The 26,586-nt window shown below is 43.2% G+C and carries 19 protein-coding genes; 10 read left to right on the top strand and 9 right to left on the bottom strand.

The annotated features are described in order from the left end of the window. Window positions 1-101 precede the first annotated feature (101 nt). Window positions 102-1,628, top strand: coding sequence for a ferredoxin:protochlorophyllide reductase (ATP-dependent) subunit B (gene bchB / locus FIS9605_RS0104125; RefSeq protein WP_026731453.1), 1,527 nt, complete (start codon window positions 102-104; stop codon window positions 1,626-1,628). Between the two features lie 304 nt (window positions 1,629-1,932). Here bchB and glpK read toward each other — a convergent pair whose 3' ends face one another. Continuing rightward, window positions 1,933-3,438: a glycerol kinase GlpK gene (gene glpK, locus FIS9605_RS0104120; RefSeq protein ID WP_026731452.1), complete on the bottom strand. Its 1,506-nt coding sequence runs from the start codon at window positions 3,436-3,438 to the stop codon at window positions 1,933-1,935. A 205-nt stretch (window positions 3,439-3,643) separates the two neighbouring features. Here glpK and FIS9605_RS0104115 point away from each other — a divergent pair, with 205 nt between their 5' ends. From FIS9605_RS0104115 to aroF, 4 genes are all read left to right on the top strand, one after another. Further along, the gene (locus FIS9605_RS0104115) at window positions 3,644-4,228 is read left to right on the top strand and encodes a hypothetical protein (RefSeq protein WP_026731451.1); all 585 of its coding nucleotides are present in this window, start codon (window positions 3,644-3,646) and stop codon (window positions 4,226-4,228) included. 121 nt (window positions 4,229-4,349) lie between these two features. Continuing rightward, on the top strand, window positions 4,350-4,619 hold the full coding sequence (gene rpsO, locus FIS9605_RS0104110; protein ID WP_026731450.1) for a 30S ribosomal protein S15: 270 nt from the start codon (window positions 4,350-4,352) through the stop codon (window positions 4,617-4,619). A gap of 14 nt (window positions 4,620-4,633) precedes the next feature. Then, the gene (locus tag FIS9605_RS0104105) at window positions 4,634-5,098 is read left to right on the top strand and encodes a PAM68 family protein (RefSeq protein WP_026731449.1); all 465 of its coding nucleotides are present in this window, start codon (window positions 4,634-4,636) and stop codon (window positions 5,096-5,098) included. A gap of 305 nt (window positions 5,099-5,403) precedes the next feature. Beyond that, window positions 5,404-6,462 (top strand): 3-deoxy-7-phosphoheptulonate synthase, encoded by a 1,059-nt coding sequence (gene aroF, locus FIS9605_RS0104100; RefSeq protein WP_026731448.1) that lies wholly within the window; start codon window positions 5,404-5,406, stop codon window positions 6,460-6,462. 63 nt (window positions 6,463-6,525) lie between these two features. Here the strand turns inward: aroF and FIS9605_RS0104095 are convergent, their stop codons facing one another. Both FIS9605_RS0104095 and FIS9605_RS43870 read right to left on the bottom strand, forming a co-directional pair. Then, the gene (locus FIS9605_RS0104095; RefSeq protein ID WP_026731447.1) at window positions 6,526-10,059 is read right to left on the bottom strand and encodes a response regulator; all 3,534 of its coding nucleotides are present in this window, start codon (window positions 10,057-10,059) and stop codon (window positions 6,526-6,528) included. 145 nt (window positions 10,060-10,204) lie between these two features. After that, the gene (locus FIS9605_RS43870; protein WP_026731446.1) at window positions 10,205-10,438 is read right to left on the bottom strand and encodes a hypothetical protein; all 234 of its coding nucleotides are present in this window, start codon (window positions 10,436-10,438) and stop codon (window positions 10,205-10,207) included. 597 nt (window positions 10,439-11,035) lie between these two features. On the opposite strand from FIS9605_RS43870, the gene FIS9605_RS0104085 reads away from it, so the two are divergent. Then, window positions 11,036-11,653: a GNAT family N-acetyltransferase gene (locus tag FIS9605_RS0104085; protein ID WP_026731445.1), complete on the top strand. Its 618-nt coding sequence runs from the start codon at window positions 11,036-11,038 to the stop codon at window positions 11,651-11,653. 767 nt (window positions 11,654-12,420) lie between these two features. Then, a complete protein-coding gene (locus tag FIS9605_RS0104080) occupies window positions 12,421-12,975 on the top strand; it encodes a hypothetical protein (protein WP_026731444.1) in 555 nt (184 codons plus the stop codon). On the opposite strand, the gene FIS9605_RS0104075 is transcribed toward FIS9605_RS0104080, so the two are convergent. The 5 genes from FIS9605_RS0104075 to FIS9605_RS0104055 all read right to left on the bottom strand — a co-directional run bounded on the left by FIS9605_RS0104075 (window position 12,969) and on the right by FIS9605_RS0104055 (window position 19,526). Next, the gene (locus tag FIS9605_RS0104075) at window positions 12,969-14,135 is read right to left on the bottom strand and encodes a histidinol-phosphate transaminase (RefSeq protein ID WP_026731443.1); all 1,167 of its coding nucleotides are present in this window, start codon (window positions 14,133-14,135) and stop codon (window positions 12,969-12,971) included. The genes FIS9605_RS0104080 and FIS9605_RS0104075 overlap by 7 nt on opposite strands. 114 nt (window positions 14,136-14,249) lie before the next feature. After that, entirely contained in the window at window positions 14,250-14,891 is a 642-nt protein-coding gene (locus FIS9605_RS0104070; protein WP_026731442.1) for a YqiA/YcfP family alpha/beta fold hydrolase, read from the bottom strand. Between the two features lie 101 nt (window positions 14,892-14,992). Beyond that, window positions 14,993-16,372: a glutathione-disulfide reductase gene (gene gor / locus FIS9605_RS0104065; RefSeq protein WP_026731441.1), complete on the bottom strand. Its 1,380-nt coding sequence runs from the start codon at window positions 16,370-16,372 to the stop codon at window positions 14,993-14,995. A gap of 131 nt (window positions 16,373-16,503) precedes the next feature. After that, the gene (gene gorA / locus FIS9605_RS0104060; protein WP_026731440.1) at window positions 16,504-17,853 is read right to left on the bottom strand and encodes a glutathione-disulfide reductase; all 1,350 of its coding nucleotides are present in this window, start codon (window positions 17,851-17,853) and stop codon (window positions 16,504-16,506) included. 260 nt (window positions 17,854-18,113) lie between these two features. Beyond that, the gene (locus FIS9605_RS0104055) at window positions 18,114-19,526 is read right to left on the bottom strand and encodes a sugar porter family MFS transporter (RefSeq protein ID WP_035139390.1); all 1,413 of its coding nucleotides are present in this window, start codon (window positions 19,524-19,526) and stop codon (window positions 18,114-18,116) included. A gap of 1,105 nt (window positions 19,527-20,631) precedes the next feature. Here FIS9605_RS0104055 and FIS9605_RS0104040 point away from each other — a divergent pair. After that, entirely contained in the window at window positions 20,632-21,372 is a 741-nt protein-coding gene (locus FIS9605_RS0104040) for a hypothetical protein (RefSeq protein ID WP_026731437.1), read from the top strand. A 40-nt stretch (window positions 21,373-21,412) separates the two neighbouring features. On the opposite strand, the gene FIS9605_RS0104035 is transcribed toward FIS9605_RS0104040, so the two are convergent. Continuing rightward, window positions 21,413-22,552: a quinone-dependent dihydroorotate dehydrogenase gene (locus tag FIS9605_RS0104035; protein ID WP_026731436.1), complete on the bottom strand. Its 1,140-nt coding sequence runs from the start codon at window positions 22,550-22,552 to the stop codon at window positions 21,413-21,415. A 428-nt stretch (window positions 22,553-22,980) separates the two neighbouring features. Here FIS9605_RS0104035 and FIS9605_RS0104030 point away from each other — a divergent pair, with 428 nt between their 5' ends. Both FIS9605_RS0104030 and FIS9605_RS40580 read left to right on the top strand, forming a co-directional pair. Beyond that, window positions 22,981-25,830: a sensor histidine kinase gene (locus tag FIS9605_RS0104030; RefSeq protein ID WP_026731435.1), complete on the top strand. Its 2,850-nt coding sequence runs from the start codon at window positions 22,981-22,983 to the stop codon at window positions 25,828-25,830. A gap of 580 nt (window positions 25,831-26,410) precedes the next feature. Continuing rightward, window positions 26,411-26,581, top strand: a complete 171-nt coding sequence (locus FIS9605_RS40580; protein WP_072032360.1) for a DUF2256 domain-containing protein — start codon at window positions 26,411-26,413, stop codon at window positions 26,579-26,581. The last annotated feature ends 5 nt before the right edge of the window (window positions 26,582-26,586 follow it).

The raw sequence follows: 26,586 nt of genomic DNA, 5'->3' as shown, positions 1-26,586 counted from the left end.
CCAGAACTTTTGAGAGAATCAAAAACGATTTAATAATTAAACGCTAAAAGTCCACCTCTTATTCGGGCACACTTGGTTTAATTTCAAGGGAGAACACTATCATGAAATTGGCTTACTGGATGTATGCAGGCCCTGCCCATATCGGCACTCTGCGGATCGCCAGTTCTTTCAAAAACGTTCATGCCATCATGCACGCACCATTGGGCGATGACTACTTTAACGTCATGCGCTCCATGCTTGAACGAGAGCGGGACTTCACCCCAGTAACTGCCAGTGTTGTTGACCGCAACGTTTTGGCACGCGGTTCCCAAGAAAAGGTAGTAGACAACATCACCCGCAAGGATAAGGAAGAAACCCCAGACCTGATTGTTCTTACCCCTACCTGCACCTCCAGTATTCTGCAAGAAGACCTGCAAAACTTTGTGGAACGGGCGCAGTTAGAAGCCAAAGGCGATGTGATGCTAGCGGATGTGAACCACTATCGCGTCAACGAACTGCAAGCAGCCGATCGCACTCTGCATCAAATTGTTCAGTTCTATATTGAAAAAGCTCGCAAAAAGGGCGAACTCCCCGCAGGCAAAACCGAAAAGCCCTCCGTCAATATCATCGGTATTTCTACCCTCGGCTTCCACAACCAGCACGACTGCACCGAGTTGAAGCGGTTGATGGCTGACTTAGGTATTGAGGTAAATGCTGTTATCCCTGAAGGTGCTTCCGTTCACGAGTTAAAGAATCTGCCTCGGGCTTGGTTCAATCTCGTGCCTTACCGCGAACTTGGTGTAATGGCAGCTCGTTACCTAGAAGCAGAATTCGGGATGCCTTACATAGACATTACTCCAATGGGTGTAGTAGAAACTGCTCGTTGCATACGTAAAATTCAGCAAGTAGTTAACGACCAAGGCGCTGATGTAGACTACGAAGAATTCATCAACGAGCAAACCCTGCATGTATCGCAGGCTGCTTGGTTCTCTCGCTCAATTGACTGTCAGAACTTGACCGGCAAAAAAGCAGTAGTCTTTGGTGATAATACTCATGCCGCTGCCATAACCAAAATTTTGGCACGGGAAATGGGCATTCACGTTGTCTGGGCTGGAACCTACTGCAAGTACGATGCTGATTGGTTCCGTGAACAAGTCAGCGAATACTGTGATGAAGTTATTATTACTGACGATCACGGTCAAATTGGAGATGCGATCGCTCGTGTCGAGCCTGCTGCTATCTTTGGTACGCAAATGGAACGCCACGTCGGTAAGCGCCTGGATATTCCTTGCGGTGTGATTGCTGCACCCATCCACATCCAAAACTTCCCCATTGGTTACAAGCCATTCATGGGTTACGAAGGTACTAACCAAATTGCCGATTTGGTATACAATTCCTTCACCTTAGGAATGGAAGACCACCTGTTAGAAATTTTTGGTGGACACGACACTAAGGAAGTTATTACCAAGGGCATTTCGGCTGAATCTGACCTCAACTGGACTAAGGATGGTCTAGCAGAATTGAACAAGATTCCTGGCTTTGTGCGTGGTAAAGTAAAGCGCAACACCGAGAAATTTGCTCGTGAGCGAGGCATCAAAGATATCACGGTTGAAGTGCTGTATGCTGCGAAGGAAGCTGTAGGGGCGTAATACCAGCCCTTTGGTGGTGTAAATCTGAAAAATGAAAATTTCTTGGTGTCTTAGTGTCTTGGTGTTTCAAAAATTATTTTTTCACCACAAAGGCACAAAGACACAAAGAGGAAATATAGCTTCTTGACTGAGATAATGGTTCTTTTTCTATCCACCTTGAAAGGGCTGGGGCGTAATACCAATTCTCGCGCGATAGAAAATACCCTGGGAAATGATTCTGACAATCCCCACACAAAGCGCAGCAGCGTGTGGGGAAAATGTCAAATCCAATCCTCAGTCCCTAATCACTAATCCCCAATCCCTTTTACTCCACCCAATGCTTAGCCCGTTCCACTGCCTTTTGCCAAGTGGTAAAGTTAGCTATTGCATATCCACTGCCAACACCAGGCGAGAAATAACGGTCTATTTGCCGCTGTCGTACCAATTCCTCATAACTATCCCAAAATCCTGCCGCTAGACCAGCCGCCATTGCAATACCCTGAACAGTGGTATCGCGCATAACTGGACGTTCCACCGGAATACTTAACACATCTGCTTGGAACTGCATGAGGAAATTATTCTCACATGCACCACCATCCACTGTTAATTTCTGTATGGGTGCGCTGCTAGATCCACTGATTGCTTGCACGACTTCCTTGACTTGGTAGGCAATAGCTTCCAAAACAGCACGAACTAAATGCTGCGATCGCACTGCTGCGGTAATGCCAAAAAAGGCTCCCCTCGCACTCATATCCCAGTGGGGTGCGCCCAGTCCGCTAAATGCAGGTACAAAATATACACCGCCGTTATCATCAACTTGATTGGCGATCGCCTCTGTCTCATCAGCAGTTTTAATTAGTTTGATGCCATCCCGCAACCATTGGATGCATGCTCCACTAGTAAACATACTCCCTTCCAAGGCATAGCCCACATCTAAACTGCCATTGTGGTTTTGCGTCCATGCCACTGTAGAGATGAGTTGACGTTGAGAACGCACAATTTCTGAGCCAGTGTGAGCAACTAAAAAGCTACCAGTGCCGTAAGTACATTTCATTAAACCAGGGCGATCGCACCCGTGACCAAATAAAGCTGCCTGTTGATCGCCCAAGACAGCAGTGATGGGGATTTCCGCACTTATTACAGTAGTATCGGTGACACCAAATTGTCCTAAACTAGGCTGAATTTGGGGCAAGATCTGAACAGGAATTTTAAATAAATCCAGTAGAGTTTGATCCCATGCACAGCTTGCCAGATTCATCAACATTGTACGGCTGGCGTTACTGTGGTCAGTAGCATGAACTTTTCCACCTGTTAGTTTCCACAATATCCAAGTATCAATTGTGCCAGCTAAAACATGATTGAGGTCAATACCTGTCACATGGTCTAACAGCCATCTGAGTTTGGTAGCAGAAAAGTAGGCGTCGATAACCAAACCAGTGCGATCGTAAATCTCCTCAGCATACCCTTGTGCTTGTAATTGATTGCACAAAGGAGCAGTACGGCGGTCTTGCCAAACGATTGCCCGATGCAGAGGTTTTCCGGTGGTTTTATCCCAAATTAAACAGGTTTCACGCTGTACAGTTAATCCTATCGCCGCAATATCACTGGGGACAATTTGGGCATTTGCGATCGCAGTTTCCATCACCCAGCAAGTATCTTGCCAAATTTCCTCAGCGTCATGCTCTAACCATCCAGGCTGAGGATAATACTGTGTTAGTTCTTTGTATGCCTGCCCAACAATTTTGCCAAGAGCGTCGAATACAAAAGCGCGGTTGCCTGTTGTACCTAAATCCAGTGCCAGGACGTATCCTGATGATAGGGTTTTACTCATTGTTTTGAATAATTTGCGCTCTTGTCAAATCAGTATATGTTGAAATCGGTGAGTGCAGGCGATCGCATTCAAGTAGAATAGCTACCAACAGAAACTTAGCTTGGCATAAATACTTAGGTTTTGAGAAAAATTTATAACCTAAATTCTGTTATATAGCTTTCACAATTGGGATTAATATAAGTAATTCCACTGTTTAATTACTTATATGCAGTATCCTCTTGAACTCACGTTTAAATTCTGGGCATTTGCACCCCAAATGTCAGTAGTTGATGCTCAGGGAAATTTGGTATTCTACGTTAGACAGAAACTCTTCAAACTCAAGGAAGCAATTACCGTCTTTGCTGATACCGAGCGAACCCAACCGCTCTACTACATAAAAGCCGATCGCATTATTGACTTTTCAGCTCGCTATAACTTCACCGACGCCAGCGAAATCCCTATTGGTGCGGTGAAAAGGCGAGGAATGAAATCTTTATGGCGTGCGCGTTATGACATTTTTGATGGCGAAACATCCACCTTAAACATCCAAGAAAAAAACCCCTGGATCAAAGTTATGGATGCTCTGTTTGCAGAACTCCCAATTGTGGGGATATTCAGTGGTTATGTGTTTAACCCAGTCTATTTAGTCAGCCGTGAGGACGGAACAGTTGTGATGCGTTTGGAGAAAATCCCTTCTTTTCTCTCCAGAAAATTTACAATCAAACCTGTCGAGCAAATGAGCGATCGCGAAGAAAAGCAGGTGTTGTTAAGTTTGATGATGATGCTCCTGCTGGAAAGGACTCGCGGCTAGTTAGGCTCCGAAAGATTAGCCCTAATCTATGTTTTGCAGCAGTGCCACAACATACCGCATGATGGCTGTGATAATATGAGAAACTGCTGCATAAATTTAGAAAGAAATAATTGATTGGATCATGGCTCTGACGCAACAGCGCAAACAAGAGATAATCTCGCAATACCAAGTTCATGAAACCGATACCGGCTCTGCCGATATCCAAGTTGCCATGCTGACGGAGCGTATCAACCGTCTTAGTGAACATCTCCAAGCCAATAAGAAGGACTTTTCTTCTCGTCGAGGCTTGTTGAAGTTGATCGGTCAACGTAAACGTCTTTTAGCCTATATACAGAAAGACGACCGGGAAAAATATCAAGCATTGATTGCCCGTCTCGGTATTCGTGGATAGGAAACTACCGCCTTATGTCTGCTGAAGAATCTGAACGCTTACCCTTTGAACCGAACAAAAAGCGCCAAAAACCAGCCAAAGCTACGAGTAAACCGACTGCTGCCAAACCAGAATCCCCAAAAAAGGAAAAGAAAAAGCCACGTTATAGCAAAGAAGAAGTTGGAATACCTCAGGTAGTCAGCCAACGGATGATGCGCCGCGTGGCTGGCTTCTCGGGAGTCCCAACTTCTTTGGGTATTCTCACCCTAATTGCCAGCTATCTGCTTTTGACCCAAGCTGGTATCAAACTGCCTCCCGTCGCCGTGTTATTGGTGAACATGGGATTTTTTGGTTTGGGAGTGTTGGGAATCTCTTACGGTGCTCTTTCTGCTTCTTGGGATGAGGAGAGAACCGGAACTCTGTTGGGTTGGAATGAATTTACCACCAATTGGGGACGGATGGTGTCAGCTTGGCGTGAATCTCGGCAGAAGAACATATAATTAATAGCGCTCAGATATCAGATGCCAACTGACTCGGGAATTTAATGTTTTCCGTGTATTGGGTAGGTTTGAGAAAAATGTTGAAGTTGGGAAACGTAAACTTCAACATTGCTAAACTAATTAAAAATTTATAATTTTTTTATACTCAATACTAGCAGTAGCAAAACCACTGAGCGCTATATTTTTTAACTATTTTAGGGTCAGGACGACTTCCCAAGCTTGGCCCTCAAAATAATGTTTTATATGTTTATATTTGTCCACTTACTTGGATAATAGCTAATAGCAACTAGCAATTAGCAACTAACATGATTGTAGTTATGAAAATTGGTTCCCCTGAGGCGGAAATCAACCGCGTCAGTGAGGAACTTACTACTTGGGGGCTGACTCCAGAAAAAATAGTTGGTAAGCACAAGGTAGTAATTGGTCTAGTAGGTGAAACTGCCGATTTAGACCCGTTACAAATTCAGGAAGTTAGCCCTTGGATTGAGCAAGTACTAAGGGTAGAACAGCCTTACAAACGAGCTAGCCGCCAATTCCGCCACGGAGAAGCTTCTGAGGTAGTGGTAAACACTCCTGATGGGGCTGTGACATTTGGCGAACACCACCCCTTGGTAGTGGTGGCTGGCCCTTGCTCAGTCGAAAATGAGGAGATGATCGTCGAGACGGCGCGGCGCGTCAGGGCGGCTGGGGCTAGGTTTCTGCGTGGTGGCGCATACAAACCCCGGACTTCGCCTTATGCCTTTCAAGGTCATGGTGAAAGCGCTTTAGAATTACTTGCAGCGGCGCGAGAAGCCAGCGGACTGGGCATCATTACAGAAGTTATGGACGCTGCTGATTTAGATAAAATTGCAGAAATTGCCGATGTAGTTCAGGTAGGGGCAAGGAATATGCAAAACTTCTCCCTACTGAAGAAAGTGGGAGCACAACCAAAACCTGTTCTCCTCAAGCGCGGAATGTCGGCAACTATTGAAGAATGGTTGATGGCTGCTGAATATATTCTGGCAGCGGGAAATCCAAATGTGATTTTGTGCGAACGGGGAATTCGTACTTTTGATCGCCAGTACACCCGCAATACCCTGGATATATCAGCAATACCAGTGTTGCGAAACCTGACTCACCTGCCGATTATGATTGACCCAAGTCACGGTACAGGTTGGGCAGCTCATGTACCTTCAATGGCAATGGCGTCTATTGCTGCTGGATGCGATTCTCTGATGATTGAGGTTCACCCCAATCCGAAGAAAGCTTTATCAGATGGCCCTCAATCTTTAACACCAGAGGCTTTCGATCAGTTGATGCAAGAACTGGGAGTAATTGGTAAAGCGGTTGGGCGCTGGCCGCAACCAGCTGTGGCTTTAGCATAGCAGTTTTAAGTTTTTGAAGGCTACCAAATGCTCCGTCTGAATTTTTGATTCAGACGGGGTACTTCACCGATTAGCCATTAGTTCTGGTGTTAGGGCGAAGGTAAGAACAGTTTCATCTACTCCTTTTAGTTCTAGCGGACTACCTTTAATAATTTCTTCTTCTTGCAAATAATCCGCGACGGCAGCAGAAACCAAGATAGTACCAGGAGCTGCTGCTTGTTGCAACCTAGCAGCAATATTTACGCTTGGGCCAATTGCTGTATAGTCGGCGCGTTCAACACTACCAAACATACCTACAACAGCAGTACCTTGGTGGATACCACAGCGAAACTGCACGCTCTGACGTTCGGTAGTGTCGAAAACACCTTGCTCTCGCCAGTGTTCGTTTAACTGTTCTAGCGATCGCAGCATTGCTCTTGCTGTATTGACGGCACGTCGCACCTGTTCATTAGGTGTCAGTTCTTCCGGCGCTCCAAACAAAGCTAGAATGGCATCTCCCATAAATTTATCCACAGTGCCGCCGTTATCAAACACCGCTCTGGTCATTACTTCTAAATATTGATTCAGCAACTCTGCTACCCGTCGCGATCTGAGGGTATTTGCTAGCTGGGTAAAACCGACAATATCACTGAATAAAACTGTAATTAAGCGCGGTTCCGGTCGCAAATCCAAGACTAAATCTCCGGCTGCGGCTTTTTGCACCAAAGCCGGAGGTAAAAAGCGCTGGAGTACCGATTCAGTCAGATAAGTATTTAGCTCTACAACTCGTCGTTCATTTTCTTTTAAGGCCAGGAGATTTCGTACTTCTGCCAAAAGTTCTCGGTCATTAAATGGCTTGGCTAAATAAGCATCTGCACCACGTTCTGTACCTTCAATGCGAGTTTCTTCATCCACTTTTGCCGTTAACAGGATAATTGGCGTTCCTTTCAATTTCTCCTCGTTACGGATCATCTTAATCATCTCTAGTCCTGATACCAAGGGCATCATCAAGTCGCTGACAATTAAGCTAGGTACAATTTCCTTAGCGAACCGGAATCCTTCTAAACCATTACGCGCTGTCTGCACTTGATACCCACTGTTGCGGAGAATACTGGATACATAGGTTCGCAGATCTGGATTGTCGTCTACCACTAGGATTGAGGAGTGGGGGAAAGTAGAAAAATCAGTGTTCCCCTCCTCTGTCTCTCTTCCACTCCTCATTTCCTCTTCTATCAGCTCTAAATCCGCCAACTCTATAGCAGCACGGCTAATATTAACTTCAGCAGGTGCATCCATGACCTGACTCTGAGGTAGGTGAGTGCTACCAGCAAGCAACCAGACGCTAAAAGTAGTGCCTTCACCATAAACTGATTCCACGGTAACTTTACCACCGTGGAGTTCCACCAATTCTTTGACTAAAGCTAAACCCAAACCCGTACCTTCATAGGAGCGGTTTTCTGAACCTTCAGCTTGACGGAAACGTTCAAACAGCAGGGGGATTTGTTTTTGAAGAATGCCGATACCAGTGTCTTTTACTGTCAAGATACAATTATCACCATGAGATTTTACTCCCACAGTAATAGTGCCACCTTCGGGAGTAAATTTCATGGCATTAGACAGGAGATTGTAAACCACCTTATCGAATTTTTCCATGTCCAAGTACACTCTTAGACATTCACTCGTCTCATTGACTAGATGCAATCCCTTTTTCTCACAGTAAGGGCGGAACGACTCGACAATTTGGCTAACAAATTCGACTAAATCGCAGGGACGAAAATTCGGCTGCATTCGACCTGCATCTAAGCGTTGCAGATCCAGAAGTTGATTTACCAATCGCAACAGGCGACGGGAATTACGCAGGGCGATCGCACTTTGTTCGTAAGATAACCCCTCTTTAGAAGCTACGGCCGACTCTAACGGCCCTTGAATGAGGGTAATGGGCGTACGGAATTCGTGGGAGATATTTTGGAAGAATTCGGTTTTTTGTTTATCTAGTTCCAGTAAACGTTCCGCTTGCTCGCGGGTTTTTTGGTACAAGTGAGATTGTTGCACTGCGATCGCCGCTTGCGCTGCTACCGCTTTTGCTAACTCAATTTCTGAAGTTAACCACTGACGCGCTTTATTACCTTGACGTAGAGTAATACTACCGATGCTTTTACCATCAGCAAGTAAGGGAACTACCATGAGCGATCGGGCTGGCACTCGTAAAGGCAAATCAAATCCCTTGATCTCTGGTGAACACTCACTCATGTCAGCAACGATCGCCGGCTCTTGCGTCCGTAACATTTCTTGCAGAATTGGATTTCCTTTGATCGGTGCTTGAGATTGAGGTAAGTTGGGAGCGCCGATTTCCTCGGTATCTATTGGCTTTTTAGTTGCTGCATCTTCAGAACTGTCATATAAGCCCACGCAACGGACAAACTCATCATCTTCTGTCCATAAAGACAGAACACAGCCATCCACTTGCAAGGCTTGCCCTAATTGTTGGGTGATAGCTGCAAAGATATCTTGTGGGTCTAGGCTAGAGCGAATAGCACTGGTAATCGTATTAATTAGGGCTTCCCGTTGAGCAAGGGCGCGTACTTGCTCGTAAGCATAAGCCTGAGACAAAGCTAGGGCTGCTTGATCTGCTACAACCGTCACCAACTGCACTTCGTCATCACTCCAGACGCGGGGCGCATGGCATTGGTGCAGTGCCAGCACAGCCATTAGTTCTTGTCGGCAGATTAGAGGCACAACCAAGCTAGAACAAATATTAGCTTCAGCAAAAGCAGCGGCACGCGATCGCAATTTGGGAGTATCACCCTGGATGCGTTCATCGCTTGTTACATCATTAATTATCTGTGCTTCCCGGGTTTCCCAGACTGTCTGAGCCAACAGAGGTGATGGGGTAGTGGGGTGGTGGGGTGATGGGGTGCTTTTTTCTCCCCATCTCCCAATCTCCCCATCTCCCCATCGGGATGTCTCCCCCTCTCCCCCTCTCCCCCTCTCCCACTCTCCCACTCTTTGAGAGAGCGCCTTCTGGTAAATAAATCCTTCGTCTACCAGCTGGTTATCCTGGAAAGGACGTAAGAGGCAAACATCCACTTCCAGCATATGACCAACTGTGTCCACAATTGTTTGCAGAATTTGTCGATAATCTAAAGCACCTCGAATCGTATTTGTGACGGTGTTGAGCAGGGATTCCTGACGAAGTGTGCGAGTCAGTTCACGAGTGCGGGCTTTGAGGACATTGTGGGTATCCAAGGCTTGGCGCACTACTGCTTTGAGTTCCTCTGCTTCCCACGGTTTGGTGACGTATTTGAATACCTTACCAGAGTTGATGGCTTCTACCAAGTCTTCGACATCTGTATAGCCAGTCAAAATAATGCGGATAATGTCGGGATACTGAGTTGCTGTCAGACTTAAAAATTCTGTACCGCTCATCATCGGCATTCGCTGGTCAGAGATGATTACTGATACATCTCCCTCTTGCGCCAGCAGATCCAATGCAGCTGGGCCAGAACTCGCCCTCAATACCTTATAGTCGCGATAAAAGGTGCGGTAAAGCAAGTCAAGGTTGTCAGGTTCGTCATCGACAACTAAAATTTTAGGCTTATTGTTTGCTTGGGATTTCATGCACCGCTTTCCTGCTGCAAAGGCAGTGGGATAAACAATAATCTGATCAGATAGAGATGAAACTGACTCAGGTAAGAGCAGAGCATTTCGACGACCTAGGCCGTTTGCCTACATGACTGCTGACAGGAAGAAGATTAGCTTACAGTCATAAGCCGATTGCCATTTGCTCTGGTGCACCCCAATTAGTTTTATGCTCAGTGTTAGTCTTACAGAATTTGTCTTTGCTTGCCACATCTCTTCTCACCTCCAGTGAGAACTGTCGTATATCATACACAGCAATCCAGACTGGCTGAAAAATCCAACTGAAGCTGCATATTAATTTTTCCCGTGGCAGCACCGACACTAACACTTTTAGGTAAATTTTATTTATGACAGTCATTATCAAGTTAGCAACCTTACAATAATAAGATGAATAGGCAAAGTATACTATCAGACAAATAGCCATTTATAATTTAGCCATCAGGATGAGCGGCAAGGCAACTGATAGTATTAGCTTAAGTAGGGGTTAGGTATTAGGGATATTAATTCGATCAAATGCGGCATGAGGTCTACAACCCCTAAATATGAATTAGGATTAGGTCATAATATTGAGATAATGTAGGGGAATCACCGCCTTGGGGAGCCAGCACATCAGGGTGAATCAGCGCTGCGCGAGGGTTTCCCTCTTCAGGCGACTGTGTAGACGCACTTACCTGCCACTCCCACTTCTCGTAGAGTAGGGAAGTTCTCTCTCCGTTGTAGCGACTGGCGTTGGCTTCGCCGACTTAAAGCGTTTACTGTCAATAAGGAAGCTTTAACCTCTGCCAACTAATTGTAGTATCTTAGATTTTAGTGGTAAGGGCAATCAACCACTTTCTCATAAACCCTTCTAGCGCCAAGTTGAATGAACTTAGTAGTTCTGAGTTTTCACACAGGTTGGATGCTGTTTTAGGATATTTGAAGATTTTCGTTCTATCAATTCAACACGAAACTAGCCTTGACACCTTGGTTTTTCCAACAATCCCATCAACAGCCAGTCACAGCATCCGCCAAGCAAACTTCCTGTCGGTTCCTAATCCGTGCGGCTACACCTGCTGATTTGACTGAAGTTGCCCAAATTATTGCTGAAAGCTTTCATTCCCAAAAAGGTTTCTGGGGATGGGCTTTTCCTTTGCTACGTCTGGGTATTTACGAAGATTTAAGACACCGTCTGGCATCACCTGCACCCCATCACGTCTGCTTAGTTGCTGTTGATACTACTGCTGGTACAGCTAATAACATAGCTGGCACTGTAGAATTAGGTGTGCGATTCAGCGATTATTGGACTGAGGCTGGCAGAAGTTTTCCTTATCTGTCTAATTTAGCAGTTTGCTCAAAATATCGCAGACAAGGTGCTGCTTCACAGCTACTTGAAGCTAGTGATAAAGTTGCTAGAGAATGGGGATTTGAAGACATATATCTCCATGTTTTGGAAAATAACCATCAGGCACAGCAACTTTATTTTAAGTTCGGATATCGAGTACATAAGGTTGAATCTAATTGGAATACATTCCTTTTTAAACGCTCACAGCAGATATTATTGCATAAGCATCTTTTACTGAATTCAACAAGCTAGCTTTCTGTTTGTATAAGTAAATTTGGACAAATTTGGATATTGCCACTACTTTGGCAAGCAAGCTTTCATAAGTTTTGCAAATCAGAGAACCAATTCATCTGATAGAGTATCCAGCTATTCTCAGGCAAATATACTTATTTTTTAGCTAATTCTTGCTTTGGCAATTTGCATAACTCTATATTAAATTGATTAAAATAATATCTATATTGTTTGATAGCCATTTAATGATGACATTAGCTATATAGTGAATTTATGAGGTAGTTTTTTTTTGAAAAAATCAAATTTTTTGTTATTACTTTCCCAAACAACTTTATCTAGAGCTTTTGTTTTGATACACTTATTAATATATCAAAACAAAAATATATATTATTGAATAATTTGATTTCTTCGATGTTGTAATTGTGAAATCTTTATTATATGTAGAATAAAATCTAAATGAAAAACATTTGTTGCTATCAGATAGATTATGATTTTATAATCAGCGAAAATACTATAAATAAACCCTCATTTCCTTACAATAACTTTTTATTAAAATTACTCATCTTTATAAAAACTTTAAAAAAACACACCTATAGTTGCAGACAAATCAAATCAAATCTCATAAAATATGATTACTCAAATCTTGAATCAGTTCTATTTAATTTTATCATAGCTACATTGACGACCAAAAAGTCTTCATAATAAGAAAAAACCAAAACTTTGATTGAATAGTAGTTTCTCTATTTAATTGCAAACGAGTACTAGATTCATCTCCATTTTGAAAAAAGATGGATAGCGACAAACACCCACGCTATCAGACCGCTATGGTATCTACTTATTACCCTGACACCAGTTTCCTTGACTATATTGTCATGCCAGATGGAACTGAGCAATCCTATGGCTCGGATATCCTGACAAAGCTGCTGAGCGAAAAAGTTTTCATTGTTAACAGTCGAAGACGCAATGGATTAATACTCTTTAAACGCTATCATGCGGAGTTTGCTGGACCAGGAGCAGCAGTAGGTGGCGAATACGATCGCGATTGTCAAGGAGCATTGCCAATAGGAAATCTGTCATTATTGACTCCCGAAACTAATGAAGAACGCCAGAAAGCTTTCTTGATTCGGCGACAGTGGATTAGGTTGATTAAACAAATTACAGAAAACCCGGTTCCTGGTCAGCGAGTTCAAAAGATTCTCGATCAATTTGAACAATACTTTCCACTGGAGATAGTGAATAAATTGCCGAATGAGGCATTTGCCCTTTTAGTGGGTGTGCTGCCACAAACTGTTTCAATAGTACGCCATTTGGGCAGCGATCTAGACAGTGGGTGTAGTTACTGAGTTAATTGCTCAGATTTCAAGCCTGTCAAAGCAGCTTGCAATCTTGTTAGTGTGCGGATATTTTCTTGAGGAGTTCCTACGGTTATTCGCAATCCTCCGCTAATTTCCCGGATAAGAGTACCATTAGCCTTAAGTTTTTGGTTGAGATTTTTTAAAGCAGCGTCTTGTGGGTGAGAGTGATTTTGTTTGAGACGCAGGTAAATAAAGTTAGTAGCACTATCCCAAACTTGTAATTCTGGTTGTTGTGAGAGAGTTTCGATCAGTTTGGCTCGTTCAGAGAGTGTTTGTGATATTGAATTGAGCAAAAGTTTACGGTTTTGCAAAGCAACTAATGCTGACGTGATTGAAAAACTGGGAAGATTGTAGGGTAAGCGGACTTTTTCTATAATGGTTATTAATTCAGGATGGGCAATGCAATAGCCAACACGCATGGCTGCCAATCGGAAAGCTTTAGAAAATGTGCGTAGTATTACCCAGTTAGGACGGTGTGACAATTCATTTACTAAAGTAGTCTGACTAAATTCAAAGTAAGCTTCATCAATTACTACTAAAATATGCTCTGGCAGACTCCTTAACCATGCCAACTCTGCCGTAGTTAAGGCATTGGCAGTAGGAGAATTGGGATGAACTACAAAAACTGCCCGAATAGGGGGGTTTTGAGTTTGTTCTATGGCAGTTTGTGCTGCTGTTAAATCAATTTCAAAATTCGCTTCATTTCTAGTTACTTGCACCACAGGGATGCTCAAAACTTGCGCCAATATGGCGTACATAGAAAAGGTGGGATTAGCGACGAGAATTGACCCTTCTCCAAGACAGCTAGCAATTAATATTGAACGGATGAGTTCATCTGAACCATTACCAACAGAAATATTAGCGGTAGTAAAAACAGAAGTCCCTAGACTAGCTGATTCATTGATGTACTCAGCGATCGCATTCTTAAGTTCTTCATGTCCACCATCGGGATAACGGTTAGTCTCAATGACCTGTTGATAAGTCCATGCCAGTTTTTCTTTTAACTCTGGTGGCAAATCATAGGGACTCTCATTCGTATCTAGACGATCCAACTGAGTCTGTGATGAGACTGGTTGGGCAGTACCGCTGCTGGGGTGCGGTTTGTAAGCGGTAAATTGGGCTAAATCTGAGCGAATGAATGGCAGCATAATTAGTCAAGAGTCAAGAGTCAAGAGTCAAGGGTCAAGAGTCAAGGGTCAAGAGTCATTGGTCATCAGCAAGAAACAAAGAACATTACGCTGAGGACTGAGCATTATACAACTTTAAGGTAGTTGGCAGAACTGCCGAATTGCCTGCCAAATTTCTGCCATGACGTTAGCTAGGGCATGGTCACTGTTGAGTTCTACTAACTCTACCCAAGGACGCGATTTGGCAAAATCCCGACTGGCTTGGATTGAGATAACCTCATCATTTTTTCCATGTAGAATAAGAGTTGGGATAGAGCGTTGTAACATTTCTTCTTGGTATTGAGCGGCATCGGTTACAAAATCGTAACTCAAGGGAAGCGATCGCCCTTCTCCGTAGTGGTAAACCATTAGATATTTTTCTTGCTGCCAGCGCTGCACTTGTTCATCCCCTAGCTGCGGCAGCCAATGGGATAAAAACCCAAAGGCTGGTGCTAGCAAAACTAGTCGCTGCACCTGTGGGTGTTGCTGTCCTATATGGGCAGCTGTCAATCCGCCCAAACTTGAACCAATTAGAGTTACTGGTGCAGAATTTGAGGGAAATTCAGCGGCAACTTGTTTGATCTGCCGCGTAATTGTCAGATGGGAAAAATCCCCAAAATTTAAATCTGGAACTTGCAGCTTGATATTGCATTCTGCAAAGCGATCGCATATGTAACAGGCTTTGGCAGAATTAGGACTCGATGCAAAGCCGTGAAGGTAGATATATTTGCTAGACATTCAGCTTTTGTAATTAGTTAGTTAGTAGTTAGTGGTTAGTAGTTAGTAGTCAACAATAACCAACTATCAACAACCAACTACCAACTACCAACAAATAACAATTACCGCATTGTGACAAATTCTTCTGCTGCTGTGGGATGAATACCGACAGTGGCGTCAAAATCTTTTTTAGTTGCGCCCATTTTGACGGCGATCGCTACACCTTGAATTATCTCACCTGCATTTTCTCCTACCATGTGCGCGCCTAGCACTTTATCGGTATTGGCATCTACCACTAACTTCATCATTGTTCTTTCTTCAGCACCTGTCAAACTGTGGAACAACGGACGGAAGCGAGTGCGATATATTTTTACTCCGTCATCTCCCAACTTTTGCCGGGCTTGGGCTTCTGTCAAACCAACTGTAGCTGCCTCAGGTGTGGAAAATACGGCTGTTGCCACATTTTCGTGACTGAATACACGACGGTTATCACCGAATTCACTATCTGCAAAAGCCCGACCTTCCCCAATTGCAACTGGAGTTAAATTCATGCGGTCAGTAACATCACCGACTGCAAAGATATTAGCTTGAGAGGTTTGACTGTACTCATTAACAGCGATCGCGTTCATCGTGCTGTATCCCGGCCCTTCGATAGAACTATCTACTAGTTCTACTCCAGCATTTTCCAAACCCAGTTCGTCTACATTTGGGGCACGACCAGTTGCTACCAAAAACACATCGGCAATTACAGGTTCTGTATGTTCTCCGGATAAATTGATCTGCAATCCTTCGGGTACTTTTTCAACTGCCGTTACCACAGTATTTTGGATAATTTTAATACCATGTTGAGTCATCCCTTCTTGGATGTTAGTGCGGATATCTTCATCAAAACCTTTAAGGATAAGGTCTTTACGGACAATTTGGGTAACTTCACATCCCAAACCGCGCATTATACAAGCAAACTCTGTGCCGATGTAACCTGCACCAATAATTGCAATGTGCTTCGGTTTTTCTTTCAGATGAAACATTTCATTGGAGGTAATACCATATTCCATTCCTGGCAAATCAGGCTTGATTGGACGACCTCCAACAGCAATTAAAATTTTGTCTGCGGTAACTTTGCTGCCATCAACTTCGACAGTATGCGGATCTAGGAGAGTAGCACGACTGCGAATGAGTTGCACTCCCGCTTTTTCTAAGAAGCTAATATGTAGCTGCGAAAGTCGCCGTACTTCCTTATCTATAGCTGTAATGAAATATTGCCAGTCCAACTCAGCTTCGCCTACCTTCCAGCCATAGCCTGCGGCATCGTGAAATAATGCTGGAAAGTGGGAGCCATAGACCATCAGTTTTTTGGGAATGCAACCACGGATAACACAAGTACCGCCGACTAAATCATGTTCGGCTATAGCAACTTTTGCCCCGTAGCTAGCAGCGCGTTTGGAAGCCGCTAAACCCCCAGAACCAGCACCAATGACAAACAGGTCGTAATCGTATGTCATAAAATTTGGTGTTCCTCTAGCAACAATTAAACCTTGGTAGACTTACGCAGGAGAAAAGGAAGCTAAGGGAGAAGAATTTACCTCTGCCTTTTACTTTTACCTTTTCTCTTATTGTCAGTCTTACCCTTGATTTAATTTAACGCTAGGAATTCTTCTACTGTAGTTGGGTGAATACCAATTGCATCATCTAAGTCTTGCTTGGTAATACCTTTGCGAATCGCCACGGCTAAACTTTGAATGATATCAGCAGCGTGTTCGCCAACCATATGAGCGCCTAAAATTCTTTCAGATTCGCCTTCTACAACTAACTTGAGCATAGCTTGCTCATCCTGTTTACTGAACTGAGAAAATAACGGTTGAAAGCGATCGCAGTAGCATTTGACAGATTCACCAAATTTTTCTCGTGCCTTTGCTTCAGTCATTCCCGCACTTGCCGCCTCGGGACGAGCAAAAACTGCATATGGCACACAATCGTAGTTCACTTTTTGGGGCTTGTTACCAAAAACTGTCTTAACAAAAGCAGTGCCTTCTGTCTTAGCAACAGGTGTTAATTGCAGGCGATTGGTGCAGTCACCCACAGCAAAAATATTCTTCTGGGTAGTGCAATTATATTCATCAACTATGATTTCACCTTTTTCACCAACTTCAACCCCAGCGTTTTCCAAACCAAGATTTTTGGTATTGGGAACACGACCTGTAGCAACTAAGATGGTATCGGCTGCAATATTGATTGGAGAATCGCCAGTTACATTTAATAACAAACCCTCTTCGTCACAGTGTTTGATTTCTTTAGCTGTGCTGTTGGTGAAAAATTTAATTCCCCGTTTTTTCAAGCCCTGTTGAACACCAGAGCGAACATCATCATCAAACCCCGATAAAATCATTTCATCTGTTTCAATAACTGTGACTTCACACCCCAAAGCATTCATCATGCTGGCGAATTCTACACCAATATAGCCACCGCCAATAATCGCCAGCCGTTCTGGCAAATACGGAAGGTGAAACATCTCGCGGGAAGTGATGGTGTATTCTATTCCAGGGATGGATGGCTGCATCGGACGTGCGCCGACAGAAATTAAAATTTTGTCAGCTGTTACTTTGCGATCATCAATATTTATTGTATGAGTATCATTGAAAGTGACATGACCGCGAATTAGATCAACTCCAGCGGTTTGCAACTGCTCAAAGTAGGAGTGGTGAATACCTTCTACATGCTGGTGTACCGACTTAATAAAATTCGTCCAGTCAAAGTGCCTTTGGCAGTCACTCCAACCGTAACTGTGCGCCATTTGATTGTGGAGGGCGAAATCTGCGGCGTAAACGATCAGCTTTTTGGGAACACAACCGCGATTTACACAAGTACCACCGAGGGCTTCTTGTTCGGCGATCGCAACGCGGACACCAAATCCGGCTGCTGTTTTGGCTGCTGCCAGTCCTCCAGGGCCAGCACCAATGACAAACAGGTCGTAATCAAATGTCATGACTGTTGAGAAGTATGAAGAGTTTTTTATCTTTCATCTTCACTATTCCCAGGTATGGCAGCATCTATCTTGTATACTGACTTTTCCTACTGCCTGCAAATCATACTAAGGGCATAGATGCTAGTGAATGGATTTGTACCAGACGCGAAATTTCGCGTCTCTACATCATAATGGTTTCAGAATTATCCCCAAAGTTTGTAAGCCAATTTGCGCGATCGCCTCTAAAAAAGCGATCGCGTTTCATCTAGACTTCATAGATATTACATCTCTTCCAATTCTTTCCCCTTGGTCTCCCTGATCAAAAAAGCCACAAAAAAGATAGAAATCGCTGCGGCAATTGTATACAGACCATAGGCAGAACCTAGACCAAAATACTTGAGTAAAGGCGGAAATGTAGTAGAGACTATAAAGTTAGCAATCCACTGCACCGCCGCAGCTAAAGAGAGGGCAGCAGCGCGAATTTTGTTATTGAAAATTTCCCCCAATAGCACCCAAACAATTGGCCCCCAAGAAAACCCAAAGAACACAACATACAAGTTCGCTGCCAGCAGTGCAATGATTCCCGATGTCCCTGGTAGCGTAGGATTCCCCGTTACAGGGTCAATCGCTGCATTGGCAAACACAACGCTCAAAGTTCCCAGTGTTAGCGTCATGCCGATGGAACCCAGCAGAAGAAGGGGTTTGCGACCAAATTTATCTACAGTGGCGATCGCAATCAAGGTAGTCACAATATTGACAACTCCGGTAATCACCGTAATCAGCAGAGAATTCCTTTCTGAGAATCCTACTGACTGCCACAACACACTGCTGTAGTAGAAAATAACGTTGATACCAACAAACTGTTGTAGTACAGACAACCCCATCCCTATCCAGACTATTGGTAGTAACCCACCTCTTCGACTTAAAAGGTCGGAGAATTTGGGTTTGCGTTCCGTCAACACAGTCCGGCGAATATCTTCTACTTTTGCTTGCACGTCACCCCCAACAACTTTTTCTAGAACAATCGCTGCTTGTTGATGTCGTCCCTGTGCTACCAAGTATCGCGGTGACTCAGGAATTATTAATGCACAAACTCCATAAAGAACTGCTGGAGGGATTTCTGTCCAGAACATCCAACGCCATGCCGGAATCCCAAACCAAAATGGTGCTGCTGCGGAACCCCCTGCACCCAACGCAATAAAGTAGTCGCTAAGTAGGGCGATAAAAATACCTACTACAATCGCTAGTTGTTGTAGTGAACCAAGTCTTCCGCGTAAGTTAGCTGGTGCAACCTCTGCAATGTAGGCTGGTGCAATTACACTCGCCATCCCTACTGCAATTCCACCCAACGCACGCCAGAAGATAAAATCCCAAATGGTAAAGGCAATTCCTGAACCGATCGCACTTAAAGTAAATAAAATTGAGGCGATTATCATTGTTTTCAGGCGACCTTGTCTATCTGCGATCGGTCCTGCTACAAAAGCTCCCAAAGCAGACCCTAACAACGCACAGGATACTGCAAAGCCTGTCATTACACTGTTGGCATTAAACGCTTGACTCAAAGCCGAAACAGCTCCGTTAATGACAGCGGTATCAAAACCAAATAAAAAACCACCTAGTGCCGCAGCACCCGCTATCAGAATCACAAAGGAAACATTCTGCTTCCTACTGATAGTTCGTTCTCTCAACGTCATTTTCTGTTTTCCCAATAATGTTTTTATTGATGAATATTTTTTTGTATTTGTTTGAATTTGTAGACATTTAGGAAAAACAAAAATATATCTAACCTTTACTGGCGGTTTTTCCCAAGTTTTGCGTCAGTAATGGAGAATATTTTATAACTTTTCAAGAAGTAAACAGTTTGAAATATACACTCTTGCCGGAATGACTTTACCTGATTGAACAATCAAGAGTAAGATTTGAGCTAAAAATAAGCCCAAATCTAATTATTTTTTGACTACTTACAAAAGGCTTGATGCCACTTCTCGAATCGCAAATGTCTGCAAAATATCATTTTTAAAACTAGCCTGAATATTTCTTGGATCGCGTCTAACTAAGTAGATAGATATGAAAAATCTCAGGATATAATTTAAAATAAATTCGGTATTATTTGCCTACTATTAGCTTTAATAAAAATTAATAAATGCAGGTGCGAGAGTTCAACCGGCTTATCCCTAAAAGGGTAAAGAATTTTATCAAAAATCCTAAGTTATTTGTCCTGGAAAGCAAGTTTTGAATTTTGAACTAAGTTAACCTGCAAAAAATTGACATGAAAAAGTACAGACACGGAGAATGTCTCCGTGCTCTTGTTCTCCGCGTCTTTATTTATAGTTCGCCCGTAGTAGCCAGCATCTCTAAATCAAACCCCTTTGGCGATGATATCCAAGTCGCAGACAATCAAATGGATAAGACCTTTACGCAGATGTTCTTTGATTGTGATGTTGAGAACAGCGCCGACCTGTCCTAGATTGTAGTGTTCATTTGCTCGCAATACACCTAGTGTCGCTTTATATTACTTAACACTTTGTTTTTCCAGTTTTGCCATGCTGTTCGAGCATTAACCCTAATTGTTACTTGCTATACTTTCTCAAGTAAAAAATTTTGCCTGATTTTGCGCTTTATGGCTAAGGATAGGTCGCAGGTAGCTTCTGGAGTTACCTTTCTTGCCTGGTATAGCCCTTAACCTGAATCGGTTTTGCCTGGAAAATTTTTGGCAAACAAACAAAAACTACAAACATTTGCACAAATTTTTGCCAAGATTATATTATTTCCCCTAATAGTCACTTGGCAAAAATCAGCATGAGTGAAAAATCAATAGAAGGCTATGGCAAAGGTTATCTAGTCCTGCTTTTGCCAATCTCGTTTTTGATAATTTTCCTAGTTGCTACCTGGCGAATTTGGCTGGCGGCAATTGTGCTCATCATAGGTTTGAATATTTGGCAGCGCTACCAATGGCAAAAGTGGTGTCTGCAAGTGAATCCGATGTTTAATCAATTGATTCGGGAAACTCAAGGCAGAATCACGCCGATGGACTTGGCAATTAAGGGTAATTTTTCCGGGGAAACGGCAAAACGCTATCTAGATACAAAAGCGTCAGAATTTGGTGCCAGTATTGTTGACTCTGAGGAAGGCAGTAAGGTTTATTACTTTATGACTGCTAGTACTCTTGCTAGTATCTTTGACAGTAGCGAGCCAGTAGAAGAACTTCCTCCCCAACATGCTGCCAAAACCATTGAACCTTTATTAGCACCACCGCCTCCCAAACCTCAGCAGGAAGAACCAAAAGAACCCGAAACTGAAACATTACCGCAAACCCATCAGGAGGAAGTTAAAAAACCACTAGAAAAACAGTTGATTTTTGGCTCTCTGATTCAATCTGAGCTTGCAAAGCGTCTCAATGTCTATTCCAGCACGGTATACAAACGGCGAGACGATCCAGATTTTCCTGAGTGGAGTCGTAGCAGAGATCCAGATGGCATCGCCTGGACATACTCCCCAAAAACAAAGGAGTTTTTTCCTCTAGAAGAAGGTAAAAGTTAAAGGTCAAAAAGCAAAAGAAACAACTTTGATTGTTTTGTTTTTACTTTTTACTTTTTACTTCTAAACCAACTGCTTCGGAGATAGAATTTAATCCATTTTGTTCTAACTTAGCAAGCAAGCCTTCGAGAATACGGCGTACCATCATTGGGCCAGAGTAGATCCAGCCTGTATAGACTTGGATAAGGCAAGCACCAGCAGTAATCTTCTCCCAGGCATCTTCGGGGGTAAAAATGCCACCAACGCCAATAATCGGCATTTGTCCTTGTGTTTGCTGCCAAATAAACCTAATAATATCTGTGGAGCGATCGCGCAGTGGCGCACCACTAATTCCACCAGTTTCTTCTTGCGGTGACTTGCCTGTTTTGGCAATCACCCGTGTTTTCAATCCATCGCGACGGATAGTGGTATTAGTGGCAATAATTCCCGCCAGTAGATAGGTTTTTATCAAGCAAATAATGTCAGCGATCGCTTCCCATTCCAAATCAGGCGCTATCTTGACAAAAATAGGCTTTTGTGTTGTATTTTCTTGTTGCAGTGCCTCCAAGATCGAACTAAGCATGGTTGCATCTTGGAGCGATCGCAACCCAGGTGTATTGGGAGAAGACACGTTAACAACAAAGTAGTCTCCCAGATGCTTGAGTAAGCGAAAACTATTAAGATAATCGCTTGCAGCTTCTTCTAGGGGTGTTACCTTAGATTTACCCAGATTTATACCTATAGGTATTGTAGGAGCAAATTGTTGCTTACGTTCTGCTAATCGCGCCGCCATTGTTGCTGCACCGCTATTGTTAAAGCCCATGCGATTGAGAGCGGCTTTGTCTAAAGGCAAACGAAACAGGCGAGGATGGGGATTGCCTGGCTGGGCGTGAAAAGTTACAGTTCCCACTTCTGCAAAGCCAAAACCTAGACTTGACCAGATATCAGTGGCAACCCCATCTTTATCAAATCCAGCTGCCAAGCCTACAGGATTGGGGAAGTGCAGGCCAAACAGGTTTTGTTCTAGGCGTTTATCAGCAAGACACAGCGACTGCTGTAGGCGTTTGGCTGCCCAGCTAGCGCCGGGACTGCTATTGTTTGCCAGCCAACTAAGACTGCGAATCGTTGAAGAGTGCAGCCACTCCGGATCTGCGTTAAGCAAATTGAATAAGAAGGGACGAATTAAAGCTTGATAAATATCCATTTTTTCTAACATATCGTAGAAGTCAGGCCTGATGTGAATTAAAACTACGGCAAAAATTATTTTTTGGAAATCGACCACAGATAAACATAGATAAGATTGGTGATTGGTGATTGGGAGAAAATTCTCATCTCCTACCTAGTCCCCTGTCCCCTGTCCCTAGTACCTAGTACCTATTAGCCATTACCGACTGAGACTGAGAGCTAATTCACATTAGGCGTAAATCGTTAGTCACGTCTATCAAAATTCGAGATTAAGCACCATAGTCATATTTAGTTCGAGTGTTATTCTGGGCATCTTATAAAAAAGGGCATGAAGGTTAAAACTACCCTTTCCCCGACTTCTGCAAGAAGTCTAGTGATACCAAGAATCTGTCAAATTTTAGAGGACAGAGTGTCAAATATTAACAAGCTATGTTTAATGGTAATCAGATGAGGCAGCCACAAAAACTCACAGCGGCCGAACAACAAATCCTTTCCTTGGGGCGTATTCTTCAGAGCCTCAGGGAAGAAGATAATGTTGATGCTCTGATTGCTACCACAATTTCTTATCTGCAAGAGCAGTTTGATTACAGCCTGATTTGGATTGCCTTTTACGATCGCCTGAATCACATGTTATTTGGCAAAGGCGGCACAACCCCTAGTAATGATACCAGTTTTTTAAAACAAAGGGTGGTTCTTAATCCTGGGGATTTATTAGAGCAAGTAGTGATTGAACAACGCCCCTTGGGTGTAGCTGATTTGCGATCTGAAATGCGGGTTGAAGGATGGCAGCAATTGGCACAAAAATTCAATATCCAAGGGACAATTATTGTCCCTATTTGCTACAAAAACCGCTGTTTGGGCTTGGTGCTACTTGGTTATGAACGCTGGGGTTACTTACTCAGTGGGGAAGCCAGAGCAAGATTGATGATGGTTTTAGGTGAATTGGGGGCTGCACTTCATGAAATGGAAATGGATTTGCAGCACAAGCAAACCCAGCGCCTTGACGAGCCATTATTAAAATTGCTGGAAAATCTACGAACTCTCAATAACTTAGAGCAAAGGCTAGAAGCTGTAGTAGAGGCAACCCATAAATTTGTTTTACCTACCCACACAAATATTTACTGGTTTGAACGAGAAGGATATTACTTTTGGCGACGGGTGAGTAACAGAAATGCCAATAGCAGTTTTTTCCAGAAAAGTCAGCAAGCAGAAACGAAAATTACCGTACATGAATTGAGCGACTTTTATATTGCTTTATCGGTAAATGAAATTGTCTGGATTGGAGAAGGGCGCAGTTCCCTACAGAGCAATTTCACCGTGACGCTGCTGCAACGTCTGGGCGTGCGTAGTCTCTTAGCTGCTCCGATCATCTGGCAAAAGGAGCTGCTGGGCTTTCTGGCAGTGGAAAACACAGAAGCCCGCATTTGGACTGAGACTGATAAAAATTTTGTCAAGAGTGCTGCTGGGTTAATTTCCTTAATCACCCCTTTAGAGGAGACAGAAACTACTATCCAAAGAATTCAAGATGATGCTTATCTGACTGGTCAAATTGCTCAAGGTATTTATAGCGATCGCGATATTCAAGAAATCTTAGCTAACTGTGGCGCAAAAGTTTTGCAACGCTTGGCTGCGACGCGATTTCTGTTGTTGCATTACGACCCCGACCAGAATAGTTATCAAATTTTTTACCAAACTCAACCGTACAATCGCCGCCCTTTAACATGTACTCTCGATGCTCTTAAAGATGTAGATTGGCAGCTTCTGCTACGTTCAACTGAGGCGGTAGCAATTGAAAATTTAGATTCAGATTTGCGGTTTTTTAACTGGCGTCCTCCTTTCATTGCCAATGGGGTGCGATCGCTTTTAATTAGTAACTGCGCTGTTGGTAATGCACCAAAAATCCTGTTAGCGATCGCTACTGAAGCTCATTGCAGTTGGACATCCTTGGAAAAGGAATTAGTACAGGTTGTTGGTCAACAAATTGGTGTAGTGATGCGGCAATGGCAGTTGCACTACCAGACTGAACAACAGCAAAAAATTTTGCAAAGCTTTCAGCAATGCCTCCGCATCCTGGAACAATCTCAAACTGCCGCAACCCAGACCCTCAAGCACCTAGAACGCACAGCACTGGAACAAATTGCATCTTTTCTCAATTGTTCCCTAACGCTAATGCTATCCTGGCAACCTGGAGAGAATATCGCCAAAATTATATCTGGAGTTATTGCCAATTCTCAGTTTGAGATTCTCACGGACTCACTAGTGCCACTGCAAACTGAAGCTTTGATCCAGTGGGCACTAGTTACGGATGGTATTTTGCCTCTAACTGTGAATGATTTACCTCCTACAACTAGGACATGGTTGAATGGTGCTGGCATCGGTCAAATTTTAGTAATGGCATTACGCACTACTGCTGATTATCAACCTACAGGTGTGGTGGTAATAGCAGACCATTACGAACGTCAATGGTCAGAGGATAGTCTCAATGCTACAGAAACTCTAGTTTGCCAACTAGCTTGGTCGCGGCGATGGCTACAAATTACTCAAATGCTTGAGTCTAGAACAGAAGAACTCCAACAACTCAACTGGTACAAACATCGTCGTTTACAGGATATCCAAAGAACTGTGACGCAGCTACTCACCCAAATGCACGATTTGGGCATTCCTGCAAATGAACTTACTCATATGCGCTATCAGCAACTGCTGCGACAGTTAGACAATACCACCGCTTCAATGACGGCACTGTTAAAACTCGAACTGTGGCAGTTGCAGATGAGTTTAGAAAGTATTCCTATAGCCAGTTTGCTGAAACGATCACTCGAACGAGTTGACAATTTACTCAAACAACAAAAGTTATGGGTAGGTGTGCATGGTTTGGGACAAAAAGAGGAGGGTGAAGAGTCAGAGAAAAACTATTCTTTGTTGCCTCACTCTTCGCTGGCGATCGCTGGCGATGTTGTCAAAATAGAATTAGTTCTGCATGAATTACTGGTTGCTGCCTGTCAGCGTTCTACAGGTGGGGGCAGAATTGATATCTGGTGTCGCCGCTTAGATGAACGCCTATTAGAAGTCTCGATTACAGATAATGGCAGTATTGAACCTCAGTTACTGATAGAACTCCATCAAGATACACCCAAAGATGTACTTGCCCCCTCCAGGCTTGAGCAACTACCCGGACTGCATCTGACGATCTGCCAAAAACTCATGCATCAACTTGGTGGAGAATTGCATTTCTATCAATTACCAGATAGCCGGGTGGTTAGTCGCTTGTTATTACCGTTGGCAAGTAACAATTATTAGTCATAGCGTTCAGCGTTTTTAAGTATTTTCGCTGAAATTATTTGTGATAAAAAACATAATAATTTACAAGATATTTTTTGAGGGTATAACCCATCATCTTTCAATTTATTTTCCAAAAAAATTAGCTGTGGATTAATCTGTTTATCTCTTGTTATAGCTGTTGTCAGGTAGGTTAGAACATAATCTGATCGTAAAACCCTGACACCAAAGGACTTTCAAGCCTGTTCCCCGTTAAGAGTTCCCTGTTCCCTGCTATATCTGACAAAAACAGAAAATCTTTTCTAGCTCGGCTTTTGCTTTCATTTATAACTATCTAAGCATTTGCCTGTATTTTTATATACTGCATTAAAACCCATCTACAAGTATAAGTTTTTTTTCAGTTATTTTCGATACAGAAAAAGCCAAAATATTTGCCACTATTGATTTACCGAAATTTAAACTTTGCAGAGTGAATTTTTAATTAATTATCAGGGAGTAACTCCAGTATTGTTTGATAAAAGTCATCTACTTTTGTAACAAACTGGTTATAATTGATTTCCAATCGTAAGTGAAATCAATTTCAAATCTGCACAGTAAAAATATGGGACGTGCCCGTTCTAAATCTGACCTACCTAGCAAAATTTGTCCGGTATGTCAGCGCCCTTTTACTTGGCGCAAAAAATGGGCAGATTGCTGGGAAGAGGTGAAATACTGTTCGGAACGTTGCCGTCGTCGCCGTGCTGCGACTAAAAATGAAACCGATGAATCATAAAACTA

This window comes from Fischerella sp. PCC 9605 (assembly GCF_000517105.1).
Classification (GTDB): domain Bacteria; phylum Cyanobacteriota; class Cyanobacteriia; order Cyanobacteriales; family Nostocaceae; genus PCC9605.
Note: the sequence above shows the minus strand (reverse complement) of the source record. Positions and strands in the feature narration are given on the sequence as shown.